4 protein-coding genes are annotated in these 2733 nt (G+C 67.9%); all 4 read right to left on the bottom strand.

Translation table 11 applies throughout. The annotated features are described in order from the left end of the window. Positions 1 to 217: 217 nt before the first annotated feature. Positions 218 to 844, bottom strand: a complete 627-nt coding sequence (gene ureG / locus PHC73_RS13575) for an urease accessory protein UreG (RefSeq protein ID WP_300129325.1) — start codon at positions 842 to 844, stop codon at positions 218 to 220. A gap of 13 nt (positions 845 to 857) precedes the next feature. Beyond that, positions 858 to 1544, bottom strand: a complete 687-nt coding sequence (locus tag PHC73_RS13580) for an urease accessory UreF family protein (protein WP_300129326.1) — start codon at positions 1542 to 1544, stop codon at positions 858 to 860. Continuing rightward, positions 1525 to 1977 carry an urease accessory protein UreE gene (ureE, locus tag PHC73_RS13585; protein ID WP_300129328.1) on the bottom strand — a complete coding sequence of 151 codons (453 nt, stop codon included), beginning with the start codon at positions 1975 to 1977 and terminating at the stop codon, positions 1525 to 1527. Before ureE ends, PHC73_RS13580 begins: the two co-directional genes overlap by 20 nt. A gap of 252 nt (positions 1978 to 2229) precedes the next feature. Then, a partial coding sequence (locus PHC73_RS13590) for an amidohydrolase family protein (RefSeq protein ID WP_300129330.1) occupies positions 2230 to 2733 on the bottom strand: 504 nt, incomplete at its 5' end.

A 2733-nucleotide genomic window follows, 5' to 3' on the forward strand; every position in this document is an offset into this window, starting at 1 on the left:
AGCGTCGTTCGTGCGTTTCGTTCCAAAGGCATGCTTGTACTCCCTGGTTTGCTCAGCATGACCCCCTGATGGCGCTGGTGGTTCAGCAATCACCATGCCATTTACCATGCGAGCTTCTATTCCAAGGCCCGGCCAGCCCCACCGCGAGTGGCCATTGCACGCCTGTTCACCCGACTGGTGCGCCGCTCGACGCGACCTGCCCCAAGTTGGCGCGGGATCAGTGCGCCGCCAGCGCGCCTTCGTGCTCGATGAAGGCGATCACCTCGGCGAGCCCGGCGCCGGTCTTGAGGCATGTAAAGACGAACGGCCGCTCGCCGCGCATGCGCCGCGCGTCACGGTCCATCACCTCCAACGAGGCACCGACGTGCGGCGCGAGGTCGGTCTTGTTAATGATCAGCAGATCGGACCGCGTGATGCCCGGCCCGCCCTTGCGCGGGATCTTGTCGCCGGCCGCCACATCGATTACGTACAGCGTCAGATCCGACAGCTCCGGACTAAACGTGGCGGCCAGGTTGTCGCCGCCCGATTCCACGAACACCAAGTCCAGCGGCGCGAAACGCCGCGCCAGCTCCGCCACGGCGGCGAGGTTCAGCGAAGCGTCCTCGCGGATTGCCGTGTGTGGACAGCCGCCGGTCTCGACACCGACGATGCGCTCCGGCGCCAGGGCCCCGGCACGGGTGAGGAACTCGGCGTCCTCTCGCGTATAAATGTCGTTGGTGACCACGGCGATGGCGTAGCGCTCGCGAAGAGCCCGGCACAGCGCCTCCGTGAGCGCCGTCTTGCCCGAACCGACCGGCCCACCGATGCCGACCCGAAGCGGCCCCGCCGAACTGTCATGCGCCATTGCGATCGTCTCCTCAAGACCTGAACAGCCGGCTGTATTGCGTCTCGTGCCAGCAACTGGCGATCGACAGCGCCGGTGCCGCGCCGGCGATATCGGCATCGGGCAACGCCAGCCCCCGCGTCACCGCCGCGGGTATCACCGGCGCCAGCGCATGCAGCGTGCGCTGCGCCGCCGCGTGTCCGAGTGGCACGGCGCGCACCGCGGCGCTCACCTGCGCCTCCAGCCACGCCCACACCCAGGCCCGCGCCGCGGGCTCGATGTCGATGCCAAAGTGCGCCACCGCCAACGCGTAGAGCGCGAGCGCCGTGCGCTGCGGACAGTCCGCCCAATCGGCTGCAGCGGGCACGCCAAGATCGCTCAGCAACGCCGCCCAGGCACAGGCCAGAGCGCGCTCCTGGGCGCGCAACTCGGCCGTGTCGCGCATCGCGAGCAGCCGGCCGGACCAGCGCAACGCAGCGGCCTGATCGCCCATCGAAAAGGCGGCAACCAGTCGTTGCAACACGGGTATCTCGAGCGTTGCGACCGTGTGGCGCAACTGGCCGCCGATCCACGCTTCGGCCCGGTCGGCATGACCGACCCAGCCCGCCTCGACCGCGCTCTCCAAGCCCTGCGAGTACGCAAACGCGCCGACCGGCAGCGCCGCGCTGGTGAGCTGGCGCAGGCGCAGCTCGGCAAGCGCGTCAGTCGTGGCCGTGGCCATGCCCATGTCCTGACGCGTAGGCGCCCGCTTCTGGTTCAAACGGCGCCTGCTCGACCATCACCGTCAGCCCCAGCCCGCGCAGCATGTCGTCCAGCACGTGGTCGTGCAGGTAACGCAACCAACCGGCACCGATCTCGATCGCCACGTGCCGGTTACCCAGGTGATAGGCCGTCCGCAGCAACAGGGCGCCGTGCTCGGTGTGCGCGGTAGACACCGTCTCTGGCGCCGCCAGAATGCGCAGCCGGCGACCGCTGTCGCTCGCCAGCACGTCGCCATTTCGCAATACCGTGCCGCGCGGCAGCACCAGCATCAACGCCGCACCATTGGCTAGCGTCACCCGCTGGCGACTGCGCGTGCGCCGCTCCCAGGCGAGCGACACCTGCGTATCCACCTCGCCTGCTGCTGCGACATCGAGCCGGTCGAACGTTTCCATGGCGGAACAAAAGCAAATCGCGGGCCAGTTCGCGCGGTGTTACGGAAGGGAGCAAGCCGCGACTTGGCGCCTCGAGCGCCCGCGCCGTCACCGCGTGCCGCCGCCCTTAGCAGGCCGTTGAAAAAGGGCTGTACTGCCCTTTTTCAACTCGTCGCGCCCGGCGCATGTCCGGGCCAAATCAAATATCTGCGTATTTGATTTGCGCGCGAGGCATCCTTGCCTCGCGATCACAGGCCGTTTTTCAACGGCCTGTTAAAACAGGAAATACCGCTGCGCCAGCGGCAGCACCTTGGCCGGCTCGCAGGTGAGCAGCACGCCATCCGCGCGCACTTCGTAGGTCTGCGAGTCCACTTCCATCACCGGTGCGTAGTCATTGAGCACCATGTCGGCCTTGCCGATGCTGCGCGTGCCTTTCACCGCCACTGCGCGGCGTTTCAGGCCGAGCTTCTCGGGCACGCCGGCAGCGAGCGCGGCCTGCGAGACAAACGTGAGGCAGCTGCTGGCAATCGCCCCGCCGAGCGCGCCGAACATCGGCCGGTAGTGCACTGGCTGGGGCGTCGGAATGGAGGCGTTGGGATCGCCCATGGGCGCGGCGGCGATGGCGCCGCCTTTCAAAATCAGCGCCGGTTTGACGCCAAAGAACGCCGGCCGCCACAGCACGATGTCGGCGAGCTTGCCGGCTTCGAGCGAGCCCACCTCGTGCGCGATGCCGTGGCTGATGGCGGGGTTGATGGTGTATTTCGCCACGTAGCGCCG

Source organism: Immundisolibacter sp. (genome assembly GCF_028696615.1).
GTDB lineage: Bacteria > Pseudomonadota > Gammaproteobacteria > Immundisolibacterales > Immundisolibacteraceae > Immundisolibacter.

Coding starts and splice junctions, on each gene's coding strand:
- ureE (WP_300129328.1), bottom strand. CDS start 1,977: ATGGAAACGTTCGACCGGCTCGATGTCGCAGCAGCAGGCGAGGTGGAT.
- ureG (WP_300129325.1), bottom strand. CDS start 844: ATGGCGCATGACAGTTCGGCGGGGCCGCTTCGGGTCGGCATCGGTGGG.
- PHC73_RS13580 (WP_300129326.1), bottom strand. CDS start 1,544: ATGGCCACGGCCACGACTGACGCGCTTGCCGAGCTGCGCCTGCGCCAG.